Source organism: Flavobacterium longum, assembly GCF_965137575.1.
Lineage (GTDB): Bacteria > Bacteroidota > Bacteroidia > Flavobacteriales > Flavobacteriaceae > Flavobacterium > Flavobacterium longum.
This window is the reverse complement of the sequence record NZ_CBCRZJ010000004.1, coordinates 84,816-110,334: the sequence shown is the minus strand read 5'-3', so window position 1 is coordinate 110,334 and position 25,519 is coordinate 84,816. Positions and strand designations below refer to the sequence as shown.

Below are 25,519 nucleotides of genomic sequence, written 5' to 3'. Positions count from 1 at the left end.
GGCTTTCAGCAAATATTAAAACAAAATTAAAATCAATTCATCACTTTACGTGTCGCAGTCTGGCCGTCAACGCTTGTGATTTTCACAATCAGGACTTGGTTGGCTTCACCCACGGTAAATGTAGCTTGTGATGCATTCACATCCTTCAATTCCGCCAACAACCTGCCACGAATGTCAAATACTTTCACGTTGTCCATGGTGGTTAAGCCACTGTTGATCACGAATGCGCCGTTGGTCTTGATGATGTTAACCGAACCCTCTAAAGTTGGGTTGGCCGTACCGAGCGCAGCTTGATAAACGATTTCAAACCTTGATGCAAACTCGCCTGTTTCCGTTGTGAAAGAATATGCGCCGTTGTTGAGCAAATGCTGCGTACCAAGTGCATTGTCCTTCAGATAAATGTTCTGGCCTGCAGTGAACAATCCGTCTACGTGGTCAATAGTGATGTTGTATGTTCCGGCCGTATTGGTATTGAATACGAGCGGCACCACATCGGTTACGTCGAACGGAAGTGCCCTGCCTTGGATGCCCAATTTTTGGCCATCTACTTGAGAATACAATCCGGTATTGGCAATGAGGATGCTGCGCGCATCGACACCTTCTTCATAGCCATTGGTCGCTTCTTCGGTATAAACTACAGCGGTCTGGCAGAAAGCACCCGCATCGCTGGTCACGTTGAGCCAAACTTTTGCATTTTCCGATGCCACAGAAGCAACTCCGGCAGGACGGAAGAATTGGTTGGCGTTGTTGCCCACACGCATCGCATTGGTGAAACTCACCGCACTTCCCGTAGCGGACGCTTCCACGAAGAATCCTTGACCGGTCTGGATGATGCCTTGCGGATCTATCACAGATGCTTCACCGTTGGTAACGAACGTACCACCGCCGGCCGGTGACCAGGTGCAATACGGGTTGTTGTTCAGGTTGCCGTTAGTTTCTCTCCAGAAATAAAGCGTTCCGGTGATGTCTGAACTGTTGGCCGACACGAAGCTGGCCGCAGAGATTGGCGACGGATATGGGTTACCCACCAAGTTGAAGCGGTTGCCGTTACCACCATTATACAAGGTGAAGTTGTAATTGCCGTTGTGCGGTACGCCTGTAAACTGGCCGTTCCAAATCCAAGGGAATGTCGGGTGGTTGTTGGCCACACGGATCAAATAGCCCTGGGCAGCGGCAAAATTCGTTGAACCCGGAGTGGTAATCGAATTGTATTGGTTTGTTGATGAGTTATACTGATAGAAACGGCTCGTTGGCGAGGTCACCGTAAGTGGTGAGAAAGCCAACAACCCTTGGCTGGCCACCGGTGAAGACCACAAGGTGTAATCTTGCCTGCGAACGGCCGATGAGTTGCGTTTTACGATGATGTTGCCCGAGTTCGATGCGTTGGTCGTTTGCAACAGGTTCGCGTTGTTTTCTAATGTAAAGCTACCGCCCGTAACGGTAAGCGCGCCGTTGAGGCTTACGTCAAATCCTGATGGAATGACAATAGCGCCACTGGTCACCGTGATGCTACACGCGCTCAAATCAGCAGCAGCGGTATAGTTTCCGGCAAATGTTACAGCAGAGGAAGACGTTGGGCTGCCATTGCTCCAGGCCGACCCGTTCCAAGTTGTGGCGGTGCCGCCTGCAACAGAGACGGACGCCGAAATATCGGTACAAGCACCGTTGGTCACCACTACCCTATAGTACATCGTGCCGCTGATGGTTGCGTTGTAGGTTGCATTGGTCTCGCCACCGATATTCGTGAACGTAATGTCATCTGATGACGATTGCCACTGGATGCTTCCGGTGTAACCGCTTACGGTAAGTGTGGTGTTGCCACCGCCGCAGAATGTGCCGCCACCTGAAATCGTTCCGGCTACCGCTGCTGAACTGACATTTACGACAACGCTGGCACTTGTATCGGCCGCGCATGACGAATTGGTCACCACAACACGATAATAGGTTGTAGCCGTCAGGTTGGTGGCGCTGTATGATGTACCGGTTTCACCGGAAATATCAGTAAACGTAGTATTGTCCGGAGAAGACTGCCATTGGATGCTTCCGGTATGGCCAGACAACGTCAAATTGGTGTTGTTGGTGCCGGTACAAACGGTTCCGCCGCCGCCAGAAATAGTTCCGGCTACAGAAGCAGGATTAACCGTAATCGTTACACTCGCCGTCGTCGCAGCCGAACACGGCGCACTGGTCACTACCGCACGGTAATATGTCGTCGCGGTCAGGTTGGTAGCCGTGTAAGTGGTTCCGGTTTCACCCGAAATATTGGTAAATGTGGTATTGTCTAGAGAAGACTGCCACTGGATGCTGCCGGTGTGGCCGCTCAACGTCAAGTTTGTGCTGTTGGTTCCGGTACAAACGGTAGTCGCGCCGCCGATACTACCCGCTACTGACGTAGGATTTACCGTGATGGTTACACTGCCTGTTGTGGCCGAAGAACACGGCGCACTCGTCACGACCGCACGATAGTAAGTGGTGACAGTCAAGTTGGTGGCGGTGTAAGTGGTTCCGGTCTCGCCAGAAATATCAGTAAATGTGGTGTTGTCTGGAGAAGACTGCCACTGGATGCTGCCGGTGTGGCCGCTCAAGGTCAAATTGGTACTATTGGTACCAGAACAAACCGTTCCGCCACCGCCAGAAATTGTTCCAGCCACAGAAGCAGGACTTACGGTTATGGCGACGCTTGCCGAAGTCGCAGATGAACACACGCCGCTGGTGACCACTACCCTATAGTAGGTAGTTGCGGTCAGGTTGGTTGCCGTATAAGTTGTTCCTGTTTCGCCAGAGATATTGGTGAACGTGCTGTTGTCTGAAGACGCTTGCCATTGGATGCTTCCGGTGTGGCCGCTCACCGTCAGGTTCGTACTGTTGGTACCGGTACATACGGTGGTCGCGCCGCCGATGGTTCCTGCAACAGAAACCGGATCTACATTGATTACAACGCTCGTGGTATTCACCGGTGTACAAACACCGTTACTTACCACTGCGCGATAATACGTAGTAGAAGTAATGTTAGTAGCGGTATAAGTCGTACTTGTCGCACCAGAAATATTGGTGAAAGTAGTATTGTCTGAAGACGACTGCCATTGGATGGTGCCAGAGTGGCCGCTCAGGGTAAGTCCTGTAGAGTTCGTACCCGCGCAAACCGTTCCGCCGCCGCCTGAAATGCTTCCGGCTGTTGGCGCCGCATCCACAGATACAGACACGCTGCCGGTCATCATCAGGTTCAAGCCGCTACAAGAACCCGTTGGATTAAACGCTTCCACGGTATAGGTTCCGGCTACAGTTTGGTTCAGGAAAGAAATGGCAGAACCGGTACCCGCAATTGGTGAATCCACGTTGGTGCCGTTGCGCTTTAATTGGTAACTGATGCCTACTTGAGAACCCGACAAGCCAACCGCTACACCACTTGGGTTTGACGAGCAATACGTACCACCACCTGTAACATTGTAAAGGTCTGGTTGGATACAAAATACATTACCCGAAAATGTAAAATCGTTAACACTATAAGTTGCACCGGAGGCCATGCTGAAACCATACAACCTAAAAGTGATCGAACCAGTTACGTTTTGATAGCTCGCCCCCGAAAGAGAGATTGTCGCCCCCGCAGTCGCCGGCGAACCGATATTGGAAACATACGAATCTTTACTCGAACGGAAAGCGAAACTAGGCGTACCAGAAGAAACTTGTCCGGTATACGTGAACGAGCTAAAATCAATCTCGTATCCAGTATTGGCTGTCAAAGTAAATTCAAAATAATCGTTGGCATCCACGCTTCCGGCGGTTGTCCATGCAGTAGCATTGTACCTGTTTGACCCAGCGTTCCCAGTAAGACCCGAACCTCTTGAAATACCTGAAACGCTAATGTTCGTATCAAAGGTTTGTCCAGTTGTATAAGGACTGGTGAGGCCTGGATCTGTCCCTGTAATTGGGTTTGTCCAAATAGTAACAGGAACAGCCGTAATCGTAATGATGCTGCTTGTTGCTTGGGCCAAGCCCGTTGAATTCGCATTCAATGTGTATGACCCCGCAGCTCCGAATTGAACCGTGCTGAACGTAGCCACGCCCGCAGACGCTGCTACCGTCAATGTTCCCGAAACACCGCCCGGGCCAGTCGCCTTGCTCAAGACAATGTTTCCGGTATAGGACGTATCGACACTTCCGTTCGGCCTTCTGGCTTCAACAGTAAATGAAGTCACGGCAGACCCGACGGTACCGCTCGATGGGAAACCAACGAAAGCGAGTTGCGATGCCGGCGCGCCCACTTCAAAAGGTGCGCTGACGCCGTCGGTCAATGGATCGCCGCTGAAACCGATAGCCGTGATGGTTACGCCAGTAGCTGCGGTTGGCAACAAAACACCGGTTACCACTTTGGTATTCGTACCTGATGCAATCACATCATTTTGTGTACCGCCGGTTAAATCGCCTGCAAGGCCATTCGTATCAAAATAAAAATCTGTATCCTGAGTGACGTTGGTTGGTACGCCTGCCGCATTCTGCGACTGTACCGTCACGCTGAAGGTTTTGCCTGCGGTAGGGGTCGACGGTGTGATTGCAGTGATGACGAACTTCGTAGCCGCCTGCACGGCAAGGCCGTTGTCTTTCCCTACACCGAAGTATTGCGTGCCCGATGTAACATCACTTGGCGTATGTGCCGTACTAGTGGTTGCCGTGAACGGATTGGCACCTGCCAGCGTTGCCGATTGAATTTGCCAAGACGATCCATTGTAAAACCCAACGTTCGGATTGCTGGCGGCATTAAATCCTGAACCCTGTTCGCCGGTATTGTATTGTGCTACAACGGTGAGGTTGCTACCGCCCGCCACCGCTTCTGAAAGCTGCCAACGGCGGTTGATGATTTTGGTCGCATCGTTTACTGTAAACGTACCGTCGAGCACATTGATGCCGTATACGTCTGACGTGCCACCTGTATTATTTAAGGTAATCGGGTTGTAAGCCGAGTTGCCCACCGGGAAGAGTACCGATGAACCGCCGACCGTCCTTTTGAGTTGGCCTGTTCCGGTGGTAGCCACATAAGCGGTTGAAGATTGACCTGAGGTGGAAGCCGAAGCGCCCAAGGTCAAGTTGTTGCTGCCCAAAGTAATCTTACCGGCAGTAAAAGTAAGTGTGCTGTTTACGGTGATGCTGCTGTTGAGCGTCAAACCGTTCGTGTTGTTGATGCGGAAGAAATCAAACGTATTGGCACCGGTTAAGGTTTGCGCGGTCGTTCCGTTGAAACTGACCTGGCGCGATGCCGGGGTAAACGTACCGCCGGTATAATTCCAATTTCCTACCAGGTTGAGGTCGCCACCTACCGAAGACGAAAGCTGAAGCGTTCCGGCCGAAAGGTTGACGTTGCCCGTTACCGTAGTGGACGATGTTGACGTATCCAATGAATACAAACCGCCCGAGATGTTCAGGTTGCCCGCCACGTTTACGGCGTTGGCTGCGCTGGTGTTCCCCAGATAAATGCTGCCCGCGCCCACATTCAGGTTACCGCCGATGGTCCAGGCGCCGGCTGCACCGCCTGTTCTTGATATCTGACGGCCCGAGGAGTTCATGGTGAAATCCCAAACTGCAATAGGCCCGAAGGCGTTGTCGTCTGATGTACTATTGAATACGTAACTGTTTCTTGAGAATGGCGGTGTAGAACTGCCTACCGTAGTCGTGCTTACGGTATAGTATCTTCCGTAACGCGCGCCCGTACCGATGCTGCCGCCTGCATTTTCTGTTGGTACTTGTCCATAGACAAAACCGCCACTGCTGGTGACATAGCCAAACCAGTTGAACGACGTTGGCCTGCCGCCGATGGCCGACCACGGAATAGAGAATTCCCTGACGTTGCTGCCGTTGTCTGCGTAGCTACCAAAAGCCGACGTTTGTGCGCTCCAACCGTTCGAGCCATCGGCCGTACGGTATTCGCGGTAATTGTCTTTTACGTAAAGGACCAAATCGGCCCTGAACTGCAATGCGGCGAAACTAGTACCATCATAATTGAAACCTACATTGGTGCCGTTGGCATTGGTACCGCCGTTGACGAGCGCCTGCGGATCTTTATCGAGATACAATACGTAAGCTTCCGCCCGGTTGGCCGCGCTCACGCCCACATACAAATTGGTGTTGTCCCAAGTCATATAGGTAACAGTCGTGCCACTCGTTTGTTGGTTGTTGCCGTCGGTGTGGGTGCCGTATTCGTTTGTGCCGATAACACCATTCTGCACAGGTGCAGCGGTACCCTGAACGGTGAAATCGTCAATCCTGAAGTTTCCGGCGACCGTTGTATTCGGCGTGGTTCCATTGAACCGGAATCTTAAATTGGCTTGACCTGCTGCACCAGCCGGCAGCGAAATCCTTGTACCACCATTAACGAGCGCCCAACTGCCATTAAAAGCCACGTTCGTGTACGTAACGTTGTTCCACGTAGTTCCGTCGCTACTCCATTGGAACGAAATGGTACCATTGAATGAAGCAGAACTTGCGCGTGCACCCCAAAGCACCGTAATGTTCGAATAACCCACGGTGGACAATGAGTTGCTATAGGTCAACGTGTGCGTGGTATTCAGTGCTCCCGTGTTGTTGAAGATAGCATTGGCGTTGCCCGACGCACCCGTGTAGCCGGAGGAAACCGATACAGTACTATTTGACCAACCATTGGTCGTGTTAGAGCTCGTCCAACCTGTGGGCAAGGTACCGGTAGTACCGAAATTTTCGGTAAGAAGCGTCGTCTGCGCATTCACCGTTCCGGCCACAAGCACACAGAGCGCAAACAAAAATTTAGAAAAAGAGCGAGTAATGATCTCCATAAATAATACGTTTTAATATGATAAACACAGTAGGGTTTGTTCAATAAACCATTGTACGCTTGCGCGTTACGGCTTGGACATGATTTGGGACGGTAAATTTAGGATTTTTTTATGAAAGACCTCATTAAGAATTAATTATTTCTACCGAAAACGTTTGCGTATTCATAAGTTGTGCGGTTTTTACCGAGAACAGCTACCGTTGCGCAGACCTTTTCCATTTTCCATCCTGGCGACTACCGCTTGGCCATTTCCACGAAAGCCCAAAGAATTTGGTTGACGATGCGCGTCTTTTCGTCGGGTTGGCCATCGTGTTCCTGTGACAAACGCATCAGTTCTCCGGTGAGCATGTTGTAATGATCTGCCGCATACCGGAAACGCGCGAGGTCTTTCTCTAACCCGGTCTGGCGCGCCGCCGAAGCATCCATGTTGCGTTTGTGTTCCTCGAGAATGGCATCGGCTGCCGCCCTGAAATTTTGCATGACTATATATTAAGGTGTAATGTGATCGATATGGCAAAAATACGGCATCGGTCGCGTATGGGTTTCCTAAATCAGGAAATAAAAAACGGCCCGGCTAAAATCTTGCTTAAAAAACGGGCAAAGATGACCGCGCGCACCAAAACGCCGGTTGCGATTTGTTACCTTTAGGACAAACACAACAACTATGGACCAGAAAGTAAACATCGACAATTATCTCGACACGCATTACATCCACCGCAGTAACTGGTTGCGGGCAGCCGTCTTGGGCGCAAACGACGGCATCATCTCGGTATCGAGCCTTGCCATCGGCATCGCCGCGGCCACGACAACCCGCGAACCGATTGCCTTGGCCACTTTGGCCGGATTGGTGGCCGGCGCGCTTTCCATGGCGGCGGGCGAATATGTATCGGTGAGTTCGCAAACCGACATCGAAAAGGCCGACATTGCCCGCGAAGCGCAGGAACTCGAGGAAATGCCCGAAGAAGAATTGAAAATCCTGGCGCAAATCTATGAACGACGTGGCCTGTCTAAGGAAACGGCCATGAAAGTGGCGTTGGAATTGACCGAAGCGGATGCCTTGGCCGCGCATGTTCGGGACGAACTCGGCATCACCGAGATGAGCCAAGCAAACCCGATACAAGCGGCATTCGCCTCGGGTGCGGCATTCACGGCAGGTGGCGTTTTGCCTCTGTTGGTGGCACTTTTTGCCCCTGTCCCGCAAATGGAATATTTCCTTTACGGATTTACGATTTTGTCTTTGGTCGTACTTGGTGCCGTATCGGCCAAGACCGGCGGCTCGGGCATGAGAAAAGCGGTGTTGAGGATTACCATCTGGGGCACGGTGGCCATGGGCGCATCGGCACTCGTGGGTTATCTTTTTGGCGTGAATGTCTAACTAAATTCCTATATCATGAATGATGCACACTGGCATTTGGTGGTGAACCACTTGCCCATTATCTTTCCAATGGCCGCGCTGATTGTCTTGGCGACTGGCTTGGTCTCTAAATCTGAAGCGGTGAAACGAACCGCGTATTTACTTTTCGTCATCGGCGCGTTGACATCGGCGGCCGCGATGGCAACCGGCGAAGGTGCCGAAGAAGTCGTGGAAAACCTCAACGGCGTGTCTGAGAATTATATTGAAACGCATGAAGAAGCCGCGGAAACGTTCGCGCTGATGTCTTACATCTTGGGCGTATTGAGCATTATCGGGCTTTGGGCGAATTTCCAAAAGAAATCGTTTTCAAAATGGGTGTCGATAGCTGTGGCCTTGTTTGCGCTGGTCGTATTGTTCTTCGCAAAAGCCACGGGAACAACGGGCGGCGAAATCCGGCATTCTGAAATCAGGGCCAATGCACCAGCGGTGGGAATCGAAAAACATCAGGAACACGAGCACGAATGATGGTATAAACCCCAAAGGTTTTGAAAACCTTTGGGGTTTCCCCACAAAAAAAGCCGCTCCAAACGAAGCGGCTTTTTTCATTAACAAACTATAACCTATCTTTTAATGACGCGAAGCGTCTTGGTTTGTTCACCCTGCGTGACGATGACGTTGTACACGCCTGCCGGATAACGTTCCCCGATCTGGAGCGATTCTACCCTTGCCGCTTTCACGCTTTGGTCTTCGAGCAACCTGCCGGCCATGTCGTAGACCTTGACGTTGATGGCTCGGTCTGACGATGTGGTGACGTTTATGCCAAAGTTGTCCGCGAACGGGTTCGGATACGCCACGGCATCGAAACGATCGTCAATAGAATCCCTGAATGCGCCCGGCGTCACAATCGTACACGCCTTGCCGAACGGCCCAATCGGGTCGGCCATATTGAATACCAACCTGACTTTTACCGTGTAAGTTGCCCCCGGAACCAAGCCCGTGAAATCGGCCAAGGTGAAGGAACGCGTTGATTTGGTGACCTCAACACCTGTCGGATAGCCCGGCCCGGTGAGCTGGAACACGTAGGCGACGGCGCCCGGATGCGAAATGGCGTACAGCGGCGTGGTCATGCTCGGCACATTGTAGCTGTTGCATTGCGAATCCTGTAGTGACGTGGTCGGGAAAATCGGCGTGGTCACGTTACAAATGCTTCCGAACGTCAGGTAGGTGCCGTCTTGATTCTTCACGGCAACCTCAACGTTGTACACTTTGCCGTACTGCACCGCAAAGGCCGTAATCTGGTTCATCCTGAACTGGCGCGTGTTCGTGTCGATGTTTTGCGTGTTCGATGGGTTTACCGGATCGGTCACTTTGAAGCGGTAACCCGCCGCGAACGATACCATGTTGGCGTTAATCGCATCGGCCATGGCCGAGAGTTGCTGGCTGCAATTCGTGAGTGACGTGCTCGGCGACGGCGTAGTAACCGTACAATTCGATACCCCGAACGGCTGCGGATAACCTGCGTAGAATACGCCAACCTCAACCTTGTATTGCGTCGCAAAGGCGTAGTTGACCAACTGCGTGAGTTTCATGGTACGTAACGCCGTATCAAGGACTTGTACTTGTCCGGTGTTCGGTCCGGTAAGTGTCGTAATTTGCCAACGGTAGCCTTGTGCGCCCGCCACGATATTGGCCACAAGCGGCGTATCGATGGAAGCGAGCGTAATTCCGCAGATCGCGCCTTGAACCACCGTCACTTTCGGCACGAAACCTTCGTCGGTCTGGCCGTCACAGTCGTCGTCAATCAGGTTGTAACCGATCTCGGTCGCACCCGGATGAACCGTATTCTTGGTATCGTCGCAATCGTCTCCATTGGCTACATACCCGACCGGCTGTTCGCAAGCGGTTATCGTTGCCACTGGGTTTCCAAAGCCATCGGCGTCGGCGTCGACATAGAAAACAGTACTGCCCGCACCATTGGTAATCGTACCGCTGGCCGTTGCCGAAAGCCCCGTGTTGTCGGTTACCGTTACGTTATAGGTTCCGGCTGCAGCGGTAAGCGTCGGGCCATTGTAGCCGTTTTCCCATTCGTAAGTATATGGTGCCGTGCCGCCCGAAGGTTGTACGGTAAGCGTACCGTTGTCTAATCCTGTACAAGCGGTTGTAGATTGGAACGTCAAGCCCATTCCGCCCAACACGGTAGTCGATTCGTTGTCATCATAAGTAAATTCAAGCACCGATGCATTGATGATTTTAACGACAATAGTCGTGGATGGATCGAGCACTGCCCAAGGGAATTGGATGTTCAGGTTGCTGTTGTTGGCCACCGAAATGTGCATTGATCCGATTAGTTCCTGCTGTAGTCCGTCAGTCATGTAAAAGAACTGTACGTCGGCCTCCACGTCTAAATCACCATTGTTGCCGATGGTGGCGTTGATGGTAATTGGCGCGCCCATCGATGGCGACGGGTTACTCGCGGCCAGACTCACGAAATACAGGTTAGCCGCTTCGCCCACGACAATCGCGCGGGTAGCTTCGTTGTTGGTTTCGTTCGATTCGGCCACTTGGTTGTTGCTGTCGATGATTGTCCGGATGATGTGCGGCCCGACTACGGTTGACGACCACGGCACCGGAATGGCGACCGTAGCATTTTCGCCCGTGCCCAAACCGGTAACCGGAACGGATGCCAGCGGCACGTCGTCTACGAGCACGCTGAGTTGCATGGTGTCGGCCAAGTTGGTCGTACCGATGTTTTCATAGGTTACCGCCAGGGAAATCGGTTCGCCCGGTTCAGGGTTCAGCAATGACGGATTGATGTATTGCGACAAGACACGCATGTCCGGCAAACGGGTCACAGTGACTTGACGCACGATGACGTTGTTGCTTTCGTTGCATTCTGTATAAGCGTTATTCGGATCGACGGTCATCGTAAAGGTGTACACGCCTTCTTGCGGGAATACGAAACTATACGGCAACACGGCACTGGCCGGACAATAACAGGTTTGCTCCAGATTGGTGGCCACGGCATTGCCCAAATCTATCGTTCCCGACAATCCAGGGCCGCTCACTTGGAAACGCACATCAACCGAGGAAGCATCGTACATGCCGTACTGGTTAACGGCTACAGATAAATACACCGGCTGGTTTGCGATTTGGGTGTAGTCCCAGAAATTGCTGCCACAAGGATATACGCGATCTACCGGTTGGAAATCCCAACACAATGAATTGCTGATGCTGTTGTTGCCTTCAGACCATTCCTCGATGGCGTTGTTGTAATCCACCGTTGCGGTCAGGGTTTGTGTAGCAGGTGCTACCGATGGCGCATTCACGCTTACCGTGACCGTTTGCCCCGCCGCGATGTTTCCGTTATAAGTGGTGTTGTACACTTGTCCGCCCGACAAGTTGAAACGCACGGCGATTGGCCCAACAGCCGTAGCGTTGCCGCCGTTCTGGATGGTGGCGGTGTAGGCTACGCTGCCCGGGAATTGCGGATCTACCGGCGACACGTCGAAGTTTTCGCAGCCTAAGAGCGATAAATCTGGCTTGAACACGCAATCATAAGCCGTTACGCTATACGTCACAGTGTTGTTGGTTTCGTTTACTTCCGATACGATTCCGTTTGGCGTTGGCACGTCGCATTGCAACTCGAAAGAATAGTTTCCGGCCGATGCATACGTGAAAGGCAAACTGAAGCCATAGAAACTCAGCGCATTGATGTTTGGAACCGTATGATGCAAAGTCGTCAATACCACATTGTCTTTGCGGACGATGACATCCACGTTGAAACTGCCGGTCACCGCGCCGCCGCCGTTGTAGAGCGTAAAGCCTAGGCTGTTGGCTGAACATACCGCCGCTGTGTTGGTTGGGCCATAGTACGGATAGATATCCGGCTGGTTCGGCAAAACGTTGATCGTGGTGCATGTGGCGTTGTTTTCATTGACTTCCGAAATGGCGTTTCCACCGTCTGCCGTTGCACAAATCATGTATTGGCCCGGCGTATTGAAGACGATGTTGCTGAAGTTCGTGCTGTAGCTCGCACCCGAAGCCAAGGCCGGAATGTTCACGTCGGCGATGGCCGAACCGCCGTTCTGCGTCACGTCAAGGATTGAGGCACCAACCGCCGCGCAGCCGTTGTACACGGTGAATGTACCCGAAATGCTTTCACCGGCCAAAATCGTATTTGGCGGGATGTTGTCAGCAACCATCGCGGTGTTGTTCGACGTCTGGATGGATGCCCAAACATCCGTCGTACACGGCTGTACATAGACAATCCTTTCGAATTGCGAAGTAAAATTGCCCAAGAACGTAAAGTCGGTCATTTCGCCCGTGATGTGATACACGCCCGGTGTGATCGGCGCCGGGAAAGACTGGCTGAAATAGCCGCTCGAATTGGTATAGGTGGAATACGTGGCGCCCGTTTCCACAATGGTGAACGTCACCGTTGCGCCGGCCACGCTTGGGTCTGGCAGCGGTGTCGGCGTGCCATAGTACAGTCCGCGTCCGAAAACAGTCACCGCATCGGACGATGACGTGATGTACGAAACCGTCGGGCTTGCACCTACGTTTACGACTTCGATGCCGCCCAGTAAATTATAGTTGCCGTTGATGAACGGACGAATGGCTGTGTTGTCGAGTTCGTCACTCTCCGAAATGACGTTGGTGTTGTCAACAATCACTTGCATCGGGCACCAAGCCGGAACAGCAGGCGTTGTGATGTTCCAGGTGACGGTCGTTGTCCCGTGCGGTGGCACATTCGACACCAGTACATCACCATACACAATGCCCGGATCAAATTGGTTGACGAGTTTCACGTAGAAGTTCTCAGCCGGGAAATCACTGATGTTGTGCACCACGGCATTCACGGTCAGTGGCGATGCCGCAGCCGGATGGTTGCTGCTGAAGGTGATGTCGTTGGCGAAGATCTGCAGGTCAGATTGGACTTGCACGTCCGGATAATTGAACGGCCCGATCTCGGTGATGCACGCGCCGTTTTGCACCTGTACGCGCGTTTGCCAGTTGGTGCCATACGCGAGCCCATTGATGGTGCCGATGTAGCGTTTGCCATCGGCTGTATTAGTATCGTTCACGTCATAAGGCGTCATGATGACCGCGCGATCGTTGGCACCGTTGAATGACCCGTTGCCTTCGTAATCCAGATACACGCGCGGGAATGTAGCCGGCGGCATTTGGTTGTTGGCGTCGTAATACGTCACTTCAAAGGTGAAATTTGTATAGAGCGTCCCGTTGGTTGGCGCGATGACCGACGAAGTGAAATTGGTCGCACCGGAAAATTCGAGTCTTTGCGCCACAGGATTGATCGTAGGATTGTTGTCGTTGCAATCTCCAGTTGGTGAAGTCAATTCGTTGGCGAAGAAACCTTGTAGCGGACGTGTACAGGAAACCACTGTCGCGCCCGAACCGTAACCGTCGTTGTCATTGTCGAGTATCCAAACCTGACCCGGATATAACTGATCGTTTGCGTCATCGCAATCGGTGTTGTCCAAGACGTAGCCAACAGGTTGTGCACAAGCCAATACGCTCACGGCAATGTTGCCAAAGTTGTCGCCGTCGGCATCGGCATAATACGTCGTCTGATTAGCCGATGCCACCGATGGATCGTTGCTGTCGATCAAACCGTCGCAGTCGTCGTCGATGCCGTTGCAGATTTCAACAGCATTCGGATTGATAAATGCGTTGCCATCGTTACAATCAGCCGAATTTGTCACGCCGCAGCCCACGAGCGTCATCGAACCGAAACTGTCGCCGTCCGCATCAAGGTATTGCAGTTGGTTGTCGTTACAGTCATTGTTGTTGGTCACACCGCACGCCACAAAGACATTCGCCCCGAAACCGTCGGCGTCCGCGTCGAGATANTGGATNTGGCTGTCGTTGCAATCTNANTTATTCGCCACGCCGCAACCCACGAGCGTCATCGAACCGAAACTGTCGCCATCGGCATCGAGGTATTGCAGTTGGTTGTCGTTNCAATCTGCATTGTTCGTCACGCCGCACGCCACNAAGACATTCGCCCCGAANCCGTCNNCGTCCGCATCGAGATATTGGATCTGGCTGTCGTTGCANTCNNANTTATTCGACACNCCGCAACCCACNANCGTCATCGAACCGAANCTGTCGCCNTCNGCATCGAGGTATTGCAGTTGNTTGTCGTTGCAATCTGCATTGTTCGTCACGCCGCACGCCACAAAGACATTCGCCCCGAANCCGTCGGCGTCGGCATCCAAGTATTGCAGTTGGCTGTCGTTNCAATCGGAATTATTCGNCACACCNCAACCCACCAACGTCATCGAACCGAANCTGTCGCCGTCGGCATCGAGGTATTGCAGTTGATTGTCGTTGCAATCTGCATTGTTCGTCACGCCGCACGCCACGAAGACATTCGCGCCGAAGCCATCGCCGTCGGCATCCAAGTATTGCAGTTGGCTGTCGTTGCAGTCGTCGGAATTCGTCACACCGCAGGCCACCAAGGTATCAGAACCGAAGCTGTCGCCATCGGCATCGAGATATTGCAGTTGGTTGTCGTTGCAGTCGCTGGAATTGGTCACGCCGCAAGCCGCCACCTGCGTGGAACCGAAGCCGTCGCCGTCATTGTCGGCATACAACACCTGATTGTCGTTGCAATCGTTGTTGTTTACTGAATAGCCTGCAGGCGCTGATGGGCCCGGTGTGCAAAGTGTAACGACATCGCCGGCGCCATAGCCATCATTGTCATTGTCCACATAGAACGGATAGCCGAGATAAATGCCCGGATCAGACGGCGCACAATCTAGATTATTCAACGAATAACCTACCGGCGGTGTGGTGGCATTGAGCGCACAGACGTTTTCAACGAGGCTTCCGCTGCCATAACCGTCGCTGTCTGCATCTACATAGAACGAATAGCCGGAATGCGCAGCCGCATTGTTGTCATTGCAATCTGTACCGTTGGTAGTGAGCGCATAGCCGGTCGGCGCGGTGTTGCCATAACAAACTGTCTGGCTGCCTGCATCATATTGGTCGCCGTCGGCATCCACGTATAGTGTTCCTTGCTGGAACGCATTGGCGTTGGCAGGCGCGCAATCCGTGTTATTGGTGGCGTAACCTACCGGTGTGATTTCGGCGCTTTGCGCGCAAGCTTGTACCACGCTTCCGGCGCCGTAGCCATCGCCATCGGAATCGGCGTAGAAAGGATAAGTGGTCTGTTTGAGCGGATCGTTGTCGTCGCAATCAGCGCCATTGGTCGTCGCGGAATAACCCACAGGAACGTTCGCGCCATAACAAACAAAGCTGTTTCCGTTGTTGTAATTGTCTCCGTCGATATCAATGTAAAGTGTCGCAGCGACAAAAATGCTTGAATTAAATGGTGAACAATCGGTATTGTTCAAAGAATAATAAGGCGGTGCAATCGCGGCACTTTCGGCGCACGCCTGTACAAGATTGCCCGTGCCGTAGCCGTCTTGGTCTGCATCGTAGTAAAATGCAAATTCCTCGTGGTATAACGGTTCGTAATCGTTACAGTCCGGGCCATTGGTCACGAGCGAATACTGAGGCGGCAGTGTCGCGCCATAGCAAACACTCGTAAGTCCGGCATCATAGCCATCTTGGTCATTGTCTGAATAGACGTTTTCCGCGTAATTGTAAATCGTCGGGTCATAGTCGTAACAATCAGTATTGTTGGTCACATAACCGACAGGCAAGCCCGCACAGGCTGCAATGGTATCATACAAGTTACCGAATGTATCGCCGTCAAAATCGCGATAATAGGTAACCGCCGGAGAAACCGTAAGCGCGACCGTATTGTCACTGGTCAGCGTCAGTGTTCCGGTCATGACATCGATCCGCTCCAAGCTGACAAGTGTCAACGTCTGCCCATTGTTGGCGACGGAAACCGTCAGGCTGAAAGGCGCGTTGCCCGAAGCATCGGCGTAAACATTCGTTGTAAACGTATCGACGCCGTTAAAGGAATAAGTGAGTAACGAAATGCTGTCCGGCACCAATCCACTCAAAGTCACACTCAGATTCTGTCCGTCGCAAACGGCTGCCGACATTGGCGAAACAGCCGTAAACGTTGGCGGTTCGCCGTTGCCGCAGGCCACTTGCACTTCCGTAGATGAATTGCAACCCGTAGCATTGCCGCTGATGTAGTTGCTGCCGCCGTTTGAGAGGAACGCACAAATATTCGGCAGTGCGCAAGTGGAAAGCGCGGTCGAAGAATACAAATTCAGTCCATACAAGTAGTTCGGATTGAGGTTTTCTATACCGGAAAGGCTGGTCAGGATGTTGTTGCCGGAAACAGAGATGTAGCGCACCTGAGTCAGATTATTCAATCCGGAAAGGCTGTTGAGCGATGCATTCTCGGAAACCGTCATGGAATACACCGAACTGAAATTGCCCAGCGACCCGAACGATACTAGTGCGTCGTTGTTGTGGATCGTGACATAGCCCGGCGTGGTGACGTTGGTAAAGGTGACGAGCGACGTGAGCGCATCGTTGTTGGATATGGTGATGTTGCCGAAAATCGGCAGGTTTTGGATGCCGTTGAGCGAGGTCAGCGCATCGTTGTTGTCGATGCTGACGCTGTAGCAATTCGTGTTTAGGTTCGACAAAGCCGCCAGCGACGTCAGCGCCGAATTGTTGCTGATGGTGAGCGCGCCCACAAAATTTAAATTATTCAGCCCGGTCAGGTTGGTGAGCAACGGGTTATTGTCGATGACGAGCGGATTGGCGATGTACGTGATGTTGGCCAGGCCATTGAGATTGGTGATGTCGGCACCCGAAATGGTCACGTACGAAGGCAGCGATGTACAACTCGGGTACGCCAAAATGAACTGGTCAATCTGCGACTGGCTCGTAAAGGTAAGCGCACCGGTCGGGCATGTCCCGGTCGGGCCGCACGCCAATTGCAGGTCAAAGGTGTTGTTGCAACCGCTCGCATTGCCCGAGATGTTGGCCGAACCGCCGTTGGTAAGATACGTACAAATGTTAGGCAAGTCACAGGTCGAAAGGCTGTTGGATGATTGTAACGAGAGGTAATACAGTTGCGACGGAAACACGTTTTCCAGACCGGCCAACGTGGTCAGTGCATCGTTGTCATTGAAGTAGAAATACCGCAGCTGCGTGAGCGACGACAAGGCAGCCAAACTGGCTAGCGACGGGTTGCTGTTGATGGTGAGGTTGTAAATCGACGTCAGGTTTTCCAGTCCCGAAAGGCTCGTCAGTGAGGCGTTCCCGATAATCTGGAATGTTGTCGATGGCGCATCGGCCAACTGCTGCAAGCCATTGAGATTGGTCAAGGAATCGTTGTAGCCCAGCTGCAAGTTATAGACTTGTGTCAAGTTGCCCAGCGCCGCCAAACTCGTCAAGGCCGTATTTCCGGAAATATTGAGATTAGACAGCGTGGTCAGGTTGTTCAAACCGGTCAGCGACGTCAACGACGTATTGTCGGTGAGGTACAAGTCATTGATGGTCACAATGGGCGACAGCGATGAGATATCGGTAAGCGACGGATTGTTCGCGATGGTCAAATTGTACAGGCTCGGCGACGACGCGTTGAAGCCCAGCGACGTCATGGCCTCGTTGCCTTCGATGGATGCATAATCGAGCGAGGTCAACCCAGACAAGCCGGCCGCCGATGGCAATGCATCATTGTTAGACAAATACAGCGACTGTACCGACGTCAATCCCGACAAAGCCGACAGCGAGGCCAGCGCCGGGTTGTTGGTGATGCTCATACTGCCGTAGACGCTGGTCAGATTTAAACCGGCCAAGCCCACGAGCGCATCATTGCCCGAAATGTTTAGGTTGCCGCCCGGAAGGCTTGTAATGTTGCCCAAAGCCGATAAACTTGTGAGCAATGGGTTGTAGTTGATGTTCAATGATCCGCCCACACTGGTCAGTGCCGACAAACCATTCAGACTGGTCATCACGGCATTGCTTTCTACATTGACGCTGTATTCTACGGATGAAAGCGCAGTTAAACCGGTCAGGCTGGTGAGCGCATTGTTATTAAACACTTGCAGATCGCCGCGAATCGTAGTAAGCGATGACAAGCCGGCCAGCGAAATCAGCGCATCATTGCTGTTGATGCTCAGCGACCCGTTGATGGAAACGATGTTGGAGAGCGGAGACAAATCCGTAATGTCTATCCCGGCTATGGTAAGCGAGCCGCCCACAATCGTACAGGTAGGGAAATTCACCGCAAAGTCGTCCACTTCGGCCTGCGTTGACAGCAAGACATCTGTTGTTGGGCAACCAGCGTTACAAACCGCTGCGAGCGCCGCGTAATCTTCGCAACCCACGGCGTTTTCACTAATGCTGTGGCTGCCGCCATTGTTCAGGAACGAACAGATGTTGGGCAGCGTACATAGCGCCAGCAACGGATTGGAATAGATATTAAGACTGTTCAGGTTGGCCGGATTCAGGTTTTCCAGACCGGTCAGGCTGGTGAGTGCGCCGTTGTTGCTGATGTATAGCGAGCCATCCACCGAAGTCACCGAACCGAATGCCGAAAGGCCGGCCAACAGGTCGTTGTCGCCGAGACTTAAATCGCCGCCGATGGTGTTCAGCAATGGCATTCCGGAAACATCCAGCAGGCTGTCGTTCGAGTAAATGTAAAATTGGCCGCCTACGGACGTTAAATTAGGCAAGCCAGGCAAATGTTCCATTGTCGTGTATTCGACGTAGAAATTGCCTCCTATGGACGTGAGAGACGGCAATGACGGAAAGGTCGTCTGCGTCTGACCGTTAATCTGGAGATTTCCGCTCAAGGAAGTGATGTTCGACAAGCCGGAAACATCGGTCAGGCCGGATACGTAAGAAAATTGGATGCTCTCGGCGGAAGTAATCATCGACAAGCCGTCGAGGTTCTGGATGTCCGAGCCCGAAATGTAGATCGTTCCTACGGCCGTGCAACCGTAATTGTAGCTGTAATTGTCCACGTCGTACTGCGAATACAAAGACACGTAACCGCAATTCTGTGGCTGGCCGCAGCCCACGCGCACCTGGGTGTAATTGCCGCAGCCGGGCGCATTTCCGTAAATGGACGCGCCGCCTCCGTTGTCGAGATACGCACAAATCGACGGGAAGCTGCAAACCGAAAGCAACGGCGAATACGCGATGTTGAGATAAGTCATCCCCGAAAGGTTGTCAATCCCGGAAAGGCTCGCGAGCGAATTGTTGCTGTAAAATTCCAACGTACCGTTCATGCTGCTCAGGTTGGACAAAGCCGATAGGTTGGTGAGCGCGCCGTTGTATGAAATGGAAATGCCCTGCCCGACCGACGCCAGATTGTTCAGCCCAGACAGCCCAATCAGCGAATCGTTGCCTTGAATAGACAAATTGCCGCCCACCGAAGTCAGGCTAATCGTGCCCGGCAACGCGGTGAGCAATGCGTTGTAGGTAATGTATACGTTTCCGCCAATGCCGGTGACGTTGCTCAGTCCGAGGAAATTGACCAGGTTGTAGCAACTCGAAATGCTTACGCTGCCGCCAATGGCAGTCACGCCCGACAAAGCATTGATGGTAGCTGCCGTAGCGCCGCCGATGTTCAGGTCTTGTGTAATCGTATGGATGTTGTTCAGCCCGGAAAAATTGGTGAGTGCCGGTACGTCATAAATGTTCAGGTAACCTACTTTCGTGACGGCCAACAGACCATTGAGGTTGGTGACATCGGCACCGGTGATGTACAAAGTGCCATTGATGATGGAACACCCAAAATTCGTCATGAAATTGTCTACGTCGGCTTGGCTGTACAAATAAACATCCGAGCAAGTGACGGGAAGCCCGCAGGCCATTTGCAGCTGTTGGATGTTGTTGCAACCCGGCGCATTCCCAAAAATATCGGCAGTGGCGTTGGCCAATACCGAACAAATGCCCGGCGCATCACAAACGGCCAACTGCGGATTGTAATAAATGGCGACGTAACTGGCCGAAGTCAAGTTCAAAAACTGCGGAATGGCCGTGAGCGTATCGTTGTAGTAGATATAGAGATTGTTTACCGATTGCAACGCATTGAAACCCGAGAGCGATTGCAAACCGCTGCCGGTCTGGATGATCAGGTTGCCGCCAACACTGGTGACGCCGTTCAACCCTGACATCGCCGTCACACCAGCATTGCCGATAAAGCAATCGTTCACGATGGTCGTCAGGTTGTTGAGCCCAGACAGGTCAGACAGCACGCTGTTCCCGTAAATGTTCAGGTAGCCCACCGATGTGATGGCATTGAGACCGGCCAGACTGGTGATGTCAGCCGAATCCAAAATCCCGAGTTCGCCCGTGATGGAGGTTACGCCGGGATAATTCACCGAAAACTGATCGACATCGGCCTGTGAATAAAGATAGATGTTGCCGTTGTATTCGACATCATCAAGTACACTTTTGGCGATTTCGCGTCCGGCATGGTGTTCAAACCCCGCGCGCGCATAAATGGTTCCGGCGCAGAACGCCCAAATCATCAACAATACGTAAAACTTTTTCATCGTGAAATGTTTTGGTAACTATTATTCGGTTTTGCCGCTTCCGGGAATGGCATTACACGCCCGGGAGACCAAGACTGGGTGCATGACAAAACTGCGACTAATGTCCAAGAGGTTCAATACGGAGAATTACGTATTTTCCGGATACGAAAAAAGGCCGCCCGCAGGCAGCCTTCTTTTTCAAAATCAAAACATTTATCGTTTCACCACACGGAGTGTCTTCATTTCGTCACCTTGCGTAACTACTAAATTGTACACGCCCGATGGCAGTTGGTTGCCGGTTTCAATGTCCGCGCCCGGTTTCACCCTGCGGTCTTCGAGCAGCCTGCCGGTCATGTCGTACACTTTGATGTTTACGTCGAGCGTCGAGGCTGACTGCAATGCAACCAAGAAGTTATCCGTAAACGGGTTCGGATAGGCCACCGCATCGAAAGCTGCCTTGGTTGCCGCTGTACGCGATGCGCCCGGTGTCGTAATAGAACACGTCTTGCCGTATGGCCCGGCAGGATCAGAAAGGTTGAAGACGAGACGCACTTTGACGTTGTAAGTCGCACCTGGGAGAATCTGCCCAGCGAAGTCGTTCAACGTGAATGTCCTAGCGCTCTTGGTGACCTCAATCGGCGATGGCAAACCGCCGCCGCTGAGTTGGAATACATAGGCAATGGCGCCCGGATACGAAATCGCATAGATTGGTGTGCTGTTGCTTGGCACGAGATAGCCGTCGCACTGCGAATCCTGCACCGATGTCGTGGGGAATACCGGCGTAGTCACTTGGCAATCTCCGCTGTATGACATCCACGAACCATCGGTATTCCTGACGCTTACTGCCACGTTATACGTCTTGCCAAACTGTACGACGAAGTTGGTGATTTGCGTCATCCTGAAATCACGTACCGAACGCTCCAATACCTGCGTATTAAGCGGGTTAATCGGGTCGGTGATCCGGAAACGATAACCCGTTGCATAAGGAACGATGTTCGCGTAAATCGCGTTGGACATCGCCGTCAAGGTTTGCGTACAATTGGTCAGGCTCGTGATGGCTTCCGGTGTGGTCACGTTACAGAACGACGCATTGTATGGCTGCAGGAATCCGGCGAAATAAACCGCCACTTCCACTTTATATTGCGTATTGAATGCATAACTGAGAAGCTGCGTGAGCTTCATCGTGCGCAATGCCGTATCCAACGTCTGGATTTGGCCTGCGTTCGGACCGGTCAAGGTCGTAATCCTCCAGCGGTATCCTGTAGCGCCGGCCACAATGTTGGCCACGATTGGCGTATCGATGGCAGCCAGCGTCAAGCCGCATTGCGTGCCATTCACAATCGTGATTTTCGGCGGGAAGCCTTCGTCAATCAAACCGTCGCAGTCGTCGTCGATCACGTTGTAACCGATTTCAGTCGCGGCTGGGTTGACAGTATTTCGGGTATCGTCACAATCTGTTCCGTTGGTGGTCAGTCGGTACCCTGCTGGAATGGTGGCGCCATAGCAAACGGTCTGTTGTCCGGCATCGTAGCCGTCGTTGTCTGCATCAACAAACAACAATGCGCTTTGGTAAATAGCGGCGTTGCCGTCATCGCAATCGGTATTGTCGGTCACATAGCCTGAAGGCGCGCCGGTGCAACTGGTTTGCGATTCACTTGGGTCGCCATACAAATCGTTGTCGCTATCGGCATAATAAACCACCGTAAGCGAACCGGTTCCCGACAGGTTGGAAAGTACCGGCGCGTTACTGCCTGGTGTGGTTGTGTCTATGGTAATGGTGGCTGTACGGTTTCCGGCTGCAGATGGTGTAAAGGTCACGTCGTAGGTTACGAATCCGCCAAACGGAACCGTGGTAGACGACAAATTGCTCACCACAAATTCTGGGTTGTCTGACACTACACTCACATCGGTTGCATCGCCGCCGGTGTTTGAAAGAATGTAGGTGATGGTCGTGGCCGCCGTGCCCACACAAGCATTCCCGTGATCGGTGCTGCCCGGGTTCAAGGCGAGTACCGGGCCTGAAGGCGCCAACTCACCCGATGGCAAGATAATGGCCGGACCCGAATATCCTTGAAAAACAATTTGCGAAAGTTGTTCGGCACTCAATCCACCAGAGCCTACCAAAATGTGTCCGCCAGTAGGGTTCATCTGATCTATGGCACCCGTCCAACCGGTAATGGTGAGCGTGCCCGACCATGGTTCCTCGCTGCTGTTGTTGAAAATCAGGTAGTGCAGGCTGCTGCCCAAAGCGATGGTCGAGTTCGAATCGACGACCAATAAGTTCATTCCTGATCCAAACCCATTGGCGTCGAATGTACCGCCGCTAAGGATCAGGTTGGACGCCAAAGGAACGGCGCCGCTGGCACCCAATCTCAACGTAGCACCAGCATTGACGACCGTATTTCCGGAATAGGTGTTTTGGGCAGATAGTGTAGTCGTTCCTTCAGCGACTTCCAAACCGCCCGATCCAGAAATGATACCCGACATGATTTTGTTGGCCGAGCCCGTCAAACGCACATTTCCCGACAAGTTAAATGTTCCTGTAAACGTTGTTTCCTGGTTTTCATAGATATCGCGTTTGGCTCCGTTATTGGCGGCAATGTTGAAGTTGTTGGAAACGGTTCCGCCCCAAAAAACTTCAAATAACGCATCGAATAGTGAATCTGCCCCCGCGTTATTCTTTCCGAGATTGATGGTGGCCGTCCCGAAAGAAGATGGGAAACCACCGTAAATCTTGCCCCTTGAAACATTATATGTCCCTGCAAAATTACTGGTAGCGCCAAACGAACATTGCTGAATGGCGTCAACTTGCCATTTTCCAGTTCCGGAATGAACGCCGTAGAGTGCAATGGTACCCGTTGAAGTCGTCGTCAGTTCTGCTGTAGCATCTACCGACACTGCATTTGGCTGTGGCAATGCCGAATTGATGGTTGCGATGGCGCCGGCCGGAAGCGTAATCTGGCCACTTCCGAAAGCGTACTCGGCATAACCGGTGAGCTTCCCTGACTGTAAGGTCACGCCGCCGCTGAAAAAACTTTCTGCGCCCAAATCGAGTTCGTTGCTGCCGGTTTTGATCAGGCTACCGGTACCGCTGATTTGGCCGCCCGAAGAAATTCTTTGCGTGCCGCCGAACGTGAGGACATTGTTGTTAAGATTAATGTCGACGCCGTCCAGGAACAGCCAATCTGAAAAGTCGGCTTGGATGCGCGAATTACTGGCCACATTGATCGTGCCGGAAAAAGAATTCAAGCCGCCAACATTCCGGATGGCACCGTTGGCGCCGTTCTGACCATTTCCGTTAAGGGTAATGTTGCGGGTTCCGTAAAAGATGCCTACCGGCGAATACAGTGAGATTGCACCATTGTTGTTTACCGTAACGCCTGAGGTCGAACCCAATGCGTTGGGCGATTGCAACTCGGCGCGGGCGAAGGCGTTCACCGTCGTCGCACCGGTGTACGTGTTGGGCTGGTTAAGGATGACCGTGGTTCCTGAATCTCCGCCTATATTGAGCGCGTTAACAGAAACTGCTGAAGTGGAATTCGCTGCCAACCCGTTGGTGATTTTTCCCGGCGTGAAGGTTCCCGAGGTTAAAAAGTAACCAAGATTAACCGATGTATTGGCGCGGACTTCGGTCACCTGTTTCCAATAGACGTTGGCGTTGGCCGAGCCGTTGTAATCGTCGGAAAGATACAAGGCGAAACCGGTGATGTTCGCGCCCGCCGTACCGTTCATGGTACGATTGAAAAGCCGCTTGGTCACCGATCCGTCAACGATAAGTTCAACGTCGCAAGTGGTTTCGGATGTGATGTACACTTTGAACAGATAGTTCCGGTACGTACTGCTGACGTTGTAGTCAAGCGTTTGGTTTCCGGCGCTGCTGTTCACATACCATGAACCGTTGGTGCCGTCTTCTTGGACATACAGTCGGCTGTTGGTGTGGCGCGTAGAATAATCGGTCGTGACATTGCTCGTGTTAAGCGAAAACCCGATGTGCCCAAACGCCGAACTGGCCCATACCTGCAGGGAAAAGATGTCTCCTACCTGCAGTGCCCTGACCGACCCGGTGTTGTCTCCTGCCGTCTTGAAATCACGGTAGGCGACGACATTCTTGGTACCGCCGCCGTTGGAATACATAGCCAATTCTGCGGTTCCGCTCGGGAGAAATGTTCCCGAAGTACCGGTTGTCCGGATGGTATAATACCCATTGTTCCCTAGCGTATAGGTAACGGTGGTTTGCGCCCCGACTTGGGTTGCGAACACCGAGACAAACAGCATCAGCAATGTCCTGGCGAAAGGCGCTTTAATAAATTGAGAGGAAATGTGCTCCATAAAATAAGGGATTAATTACTAACTTACTCTTTATGGATTTGGGGCGCACGCCGGCAGAACCGTTTGGATTCCAGCCAACTAACAGACTAAGTTAGCCTTTTCTCTTAAAAACCAAGTACGACAATTGTGAAAGTGATGCGCGAAAACGTTTTCGTGTTGATAAATTGTTATGATTGCATCACCAAAAGTGACAACATACAAAAGCCACGAATCCAAAAACAGCGGTCTGGATTTGTGGCTCAAAAAAAACGGCTGCAATTGCAGCCGTTTCTTAATTATGCTTGACCGGTCGGGCCAAAATTCAGTGGAATGGGCGGTACTTCCGATTCCTTGATTTCGCCGTTCGCCGATTCGTAGCGGTGGATGTTCTCGCCCATCGCGCGGAGCAGCCTTTTGGCGTGCTGTGGCGTGAGGACAATCCTTGATTTTACTTTCGCCTTTGGCGCACCTGGCATGATGCAGACAAAGTCCAATACAAACTCCGATGGAGAATGATTGATGATGGCCAAATTGGAATAAATTCCTTCCGCCGTCGCCTCGTCCAACTCAATGTTGATCTGGGCTTGCTGTGGTTGCTTCTGGTCCATT

At 52.3% G+C, this 25,519-nt stretch carries 7 protein-coding genes and 1 pseudogene; 2 read left to right on the top strand and 6 right to left on the bottom strand.

What is annotated here, in order from left to right; all coding sequences use genetic code 11:
• Positions 1-32 precede the first annotated feature (32 nt).
• Together ACM9J1_RS08715 and ACM9J1_RS08710 are read right to left on the bottom strand one after the other, a co-directional pair.
• Entirely contained in the window at positions 33-6,800 is a 6,768-nt protein-coding gene (locus tag ACM9J1_RS08715; RefSeq protein ID WP_415581647.1) for a T9SS sorting signal type C domain-containing protein, read from the bottom strand.
• 233 nt (positions 6,801-7,033) lie between these two features.
• The gene (locus tag ACM9J1_RS08710; protein WP_415581646.1) at positions 7,034-7,279 is read right to left on the bottom strand and encodes a hypothetical protein; all 246 of its coding nucleotides are present in this window, start codon (positions 7,277-7,279) and stop codon (positions 7,034-7,036) included.
• Positions 7,280-7,463: 184 nt separating this feature from the next.
• Here ACM9J1_RS08710 and ACM9J1_RS08705 point away from each other — a divergent pair, with 184 nt between their 5' ends.
• The gene (locus ACM9J1_RS08705) at positions 7,464-8,174 is read left to right on the top strand and encodes a VIT1/CCC1 transporter family protein (protein ID WP_415581645.1); all 711 of its coding nucleotides are present in this window, start codon (positions 7,464-7,466) and stop codon (positions 8,172-8,174) included.
• Positions 8,175-8,189: 15 nt separating this feature from the next.
• Entirely contained in the window at positions 8,190-8,678 is a 489-nt protein-coding gene (locus ACM9J1_RS08700; RefSeq protein WP_415581644.1) for a DUF2231 domain-containing protein, read from the top strand.
• A gap of 95 nt (positions 8,679-8,773) precedes the next feature.
• On the opposite strand, the gene ACM9J1_RS08695 is transcribed toward ACM9J1_RS08700, so the two are convergent.
• The 4 genes and pseudogenes from ACM9J1_RS08695 to ACM9J1_RS08680 all read right to left on the bottom strand — a co-directional run bounded on the left by ACM9J1_RS08695 (position 8,774) and on the right by ACM9J1_RS08680 (position 25,518).
• Complete coding sequence (locus ACM9J1_RS08695; protein WP_415581816.1) at positions 8,774-13,897, bottom strand: CARDB domain-containing protein; 5,124 nt, start codon at positions 13,895-13,897, stop codon at positions 8,774-8,776.
• A 568-nt stretch (positions 13,898-14,465) separates the two neighbouring features.
• Positions 14,466-18,721: pseudogene (locus tag ACM9J1_RS08690) on the bottom strand (hypothetical protein); the annotation flags it as partial.
• A 2,094-nt stretch (positions 18,722-20,815) separates the two neighbouring features.
• A complete protein-coding gene (locus ACM9J1_RS08685; protein WP_415581643.1) occupies positions 20,816-24,931 on the bottom strand; it encodes a T9SS type A sorting domain-containing protein in 4,116 nt (1,371 codons plus the stop codon).
• A 275-nt stretch (positions 24,932-25,206) separates the two neighbouring features.
• Complete coding sequence (locus ACM9J1_RS08680) at positions 25,207-25,518, bottom strand: DUF3467 domain-containing protein (protein WP_415581642.1); 312 nt, start codon at positions 25,516-25,518, stop codon at positions 25,207-25,209.
• Position 25,519: the final 1 nt, after the last annotated feature.

What these genes read in the sequence shown, in the direction of transcription:
- ACM9J1_RS08710 (WP_415581646.1), bottom strand. Translation starts at nt 7,279, where the DNA reads ATGCAAAATTTCAGGGCGGCAGCCGATGCCATTCTCGAGGAACACAAA.
- ACM9J1_RS08680 (WP_415581642.1), bottom strand. Translation starts at nt 25,518, where the DNA reads ATGGACCAGAAGCAACCACAGCAAGCCCAGATCAACATTGAGTTGGAC.
- ACM9J1_RS08705 (WP_415581645.1), top strand. Translation starts at nt 7,464, where the DNA reads ATGGACCAGAAAGTAAACATCGACAATTATCTCGACACGCATTACATC.
- ACM9J1_RS08715 (WP_415581647.1), bottom strand. Translation starts at nt 6,800, where the DNA reads ATGGAGATCATTACTCGCTCTTTTTCTAAATTTTTGTTTGCGCTCTGT.
- ACM9J1_RS08685 (WP_415581643.1), bottom strand. Translation starts at nt 24,931, where the DNA reads ATGGAGCACATTTCCTCTCAATTTATTAAAGCGCCTTTCGCCAGGACA.
- ACM9J1_RS08700 (WP_415581644.1), top strand. Translation starts at nt 8,190, where the DNA reads ATGAATGATGCACACTGGCATTTGGTGGTGAACCACTTGCCCATTATC.
- ACM9J1_RS08695 (WP_415581816.1), bottom strand. Translation starts at nt 13,897, where the DNA reads ATGACGCTCGTGGGCTGCGGCGTGACAAATTCGGCTGATTGTAACGAT.